4 protein-coding genes and 1 pseudogene are annotated in these 2,865 nt (G+C 74.2%); 3 read left to right on the top strand and 2 right to left on the bottom strand.

Annotation, left to right across the window (positions count from 1 at the left end):
• Positions 1-231, bottom strand: a pseudogene (locus AB0F10_RS45095) (hypothetical protein); the annotation flags it as partial.
• A gap of 13 nt (positions 232-244) precedes the next feature.
• Between AB0F10_RS45095 and AB0F10_RS45090 the strand changes: the two are divergent.
• Positions 245-493 (top strand): hypothetical protein, encoded by a 249-nt coding sequence (locus AB0F10_RS45090; RefSeq protein WP_360640690.1) that lies wholly within the window; start codon positions 245-247, stop codon positions 491-493.
• Between the two features lie 3 nt (positions 494-496).
• On the opposite strand, the gene AB0F10_RS45085 is transcribed toward AB0F10_RS45090, so the two are convergent.
• Complete coding sequence (locus tag AB0F10_RS45085) at positions 497-1,843, bottom strand: serine/threonine-protein kinase (RefSeq protein ID WP_360640688.1); 1,347 nt, start codon at positions 1,841-1,843, stop codon at positions 497-499.
• 43 nt (positions 1,844-1,886) lie between these two features.
• Between AB0F10_RS45085 and AB0F10_RS45080 the strand changes: the two genes are divergently transcribed.
• Positions 1,887-2,117 (top strand): hypothetical protein, encoded by a 231-nt coding sequence (locus AB0F10_RS45080; RefSeq protein WP_360640686.1) that lies wholly within the window; start codon positions 1,887-1,889, stop codon positions 2,115-2,117.
• A gap of 3 nt (positions 2,118-2,120) precedes the next feature.
• Positions 2,121-2,402: a GNAT family N-acetyltransferase gene (locus AB0F10_RS45075; RefSeq protein WP_360640692.1), complete on the top strand. Its 282-nt coding sequence runs from the start codon at positions 2,121-2,123 to the stop codon at positions 2,400-2,402.
• Positions 2,403-2,865: the final 463 nt, after the last annotated feature.

Here is a 2,865-nt window from a genome sequence, read left to right as displayed (position 1 = left end):
GACCTGCGAGCCGACGAAATCGACCCGGTAGGCGGCGGCGGTCAGACGCTGCCACAGCCCGATCCGGTAGCCGCCGGGCACTTGGGTGCCTTCGGCCCCGGCGCCGCGGCCGGCGGCCTCCGTGAGCGCCGAATCCCCCGCCACGACGACGACGCCCACCACCGGCGCGCCGCGGCCGGCGCGGACCCGGACCAGGACCACCGGCCCGGCGCCGGTGGACTCCTCCGGCAACTGCCTCGGCGCCGTGCGCTACTCGCTGGACCTGCAGAGCACGGAGATCGAACTGATCAGGTCGATGTGCTTCCACATCGGCGGAACGCTGCGACTGCAGGGCATCGGCCCCGGGCTGGTGACCGCGACGCCGGAGCGGCTGGTGTCACAGAGTTACGAGGCGGGGGTCGTCGACGTGCGCTTCGTGCGGGCCGGCACGGTCACCGTCACCGTCCCGCAGGAGGAGCAGACGTACGAGATCATGGTCGTGGTGGTCGGCTGAGTCTCAGCGGACCCGGACCCCGGCGAGCAGCGAGTCGACGAACGCGGGCGTGCTGTTCGCCGGCGGCGCGACCTGGACGTACACCAGCATGGCGTCGCCGGGCCGGGTGCCGACCGCCTCCACCACCTCCGGGTGCCCGTGCGGGCAGGCGCGGTATCCGGCGATGAACCAGTCCAGCCCGGCCTGCCGGCTGGTCCGCACCGGCTGGGCGACGCAGCCCGCGTTCGGGCGCCCGGCGACGAACCGCTCCGGCGTGGTCGAGGCGGCGCCGTCGCGGGACAGCCAGGCGAACGCCCCCGGCACCGCGGTGTCGACGGTCCAGCGCGCGGGATCCGGCGAGACGACGAGCGCCGGACCCGGCCGGGTCCAGTGTCCCGACCTCGCGGCCCAGCCCGCGGGCACCGGCAGGGAGAGCCGGCCCGCGGCGTCGACGACCGCGCCCGGGCGCGGCGGCAGGCGCCCGCCGATCGAGTCCGCCGCCGCCGTCGCGACGACGCCCACGGTCGCCAGGCCCATCACGGTACGGCCGACGGCCATGGCGAGCGGCCCGGCCCGGCGCCGGAGTTCCGTGGCACGCTCCAGCGCCGCGCCCAGCGCCGCCGCGTCCGGGTAGCGGTTCTCCGGCCGGCGTGCCGTCGCCGTGCGCAACACCTCGGCGACCTTCGGCGGCACGCCCTCGCGCAGCCGGACCGTGCCGTCGCCGCGCCCGGCGCCCGGGACCGCCAGCAGCCGCATGCCGAGCCGGCCGAGCCCGAAGACGTCGGCGCGGCGGTCGACGATCGCGAGCGGGTCGTCCTGTTCCGGAGCCATGTAGCCGGGGGTACCGGCGCGCGCGGTCAGGCCGGACGCCGCGGCGAGCGCCTTGGCCAGCCCGAGATCGGCGATCACCACCCGGCCGGCGGAGTCCGGGCCGGGCCGCTCCGCGAACAGCACGTTGCCCGGCGTGAGATCACGATGAACGATGCCGTGGTCGTGCAGCACGGCGACGCCCGCGCAGATCTCCCGCAGCAGCGCCATGGCGGGCCCGGCCCGCAGCGGGGCCCCGGCCAGCCGCTCCTGCAGGCTGCCACCCTCGGCCCAGGCCATCACCAGATACGGCCGGCCGTCGGGCAACTCGCCGAGCGCGTGCACCCGCACGATGCGGTCGTCGCTCAGCCGCCAGAGCAGCCGGGCCTCGTCCAGGAACCGCTCCCGGACCCGCAGATCGTGGCTCCAGTTCTCGGCCAGCACCTTGATCGCGACGTGGGCGCCGAGGGCCTCGTCGTGCCCCAGCCAGACCGTCGCGAAGGAACCGACACCGAGCAGTCGTTCGATGCGGTAGGACCCGATCCGCACCGGCGAGGTCACCACCGCCCGAGCCTATCCGCACGCCGCACCACCTAGAATCCGCCGGGTGATGGTGCGGACGGCCGGCATGGCGGATGTGGCGGTGCTCGCGGAGCTGCAGGGCATCGGGCCGGACGGGCTCGACGCGTACGCCGGCTGGGTGGCCGCCCACGCGGAGACGCACCTGCCGTTCGTCGCCGAGGCCGACGGGCACGTGATCGGCGCAGCGTGGCTCTTCGTCGCGGAACGGGTGCCCCGCGCAGGCCGGCCGGACCGGCGCTTCGGCGACGTCCAGTGAGCAATTTTCAACCTGGCCCCGGGCCGGAGGTATCCGAGCCGTCGCCCACCGCCGGGAGCTGCCGCCCTGGCCACGTTGAAAAAGGCTCAGTCGGTCATGGTCCGCGCGGAGCACCGCAACCGGGGCATCGGCGCCGCGCTGATGGCGGCGATCCTCGCCGAGGCCGAGGCCAGGGGCCTGGAGCACGTGACCGTCCACTCCGGCCGTCGCGCGGTCGACTTCTATCTGCGCAACGGCTTCGGCCGGCACCGTCAGCTCATGCTCTGGGAGCCTTCCGCACCCTGACACACCGGGGCACGATTTCACCCGTACGCGGGAATGACGCCGGCCGCGAGAAAATCCAGGTGAGGCCTGCTGGATTTCCTTAACGGGGGAAGTTAGCGTTCTGTTATCGAATGAGGAAGATCGAGATGCGGACGCGGTGCCCGGCCGTGCGGTCACGACGGGCACCACACCGGAGCCCCGGCTCCACGCACGCCCGGTGCAAGGGGGAACGTCCCCTTGACGGGACCCGATAACCCCGGGCCCTGGTGCCCAGCACCGGGGCCCTCGATCGTGCCCAGCACCGGGTTAGGATTCCGGTAGTCGTCACCGGACAACGTCGACAGAGGCAACCAACATGGCCGAGCCAGTGGTGAACCGCACCGGAGCGGACATCACGGCGCTGCGAGCCGAGGCCCAGCGGCTGCGGGCCACGCACCGGGCGCTCAGCGCCGCCATCGAGGTCTATGCCGCGGCCCGGGCGGCG

This window comes from Actinoplanes sp. NPDC026623, from assembly GCF_040638275.1.
Lineage (GTDB): Bacteria > Actinomycetota > Actinomycetes > Mycobacteriales > Micromonosporaceae > Actinoplanes.
This window is presented reverse-complemented; position numbering and strand designations above follow the sequence as displayed.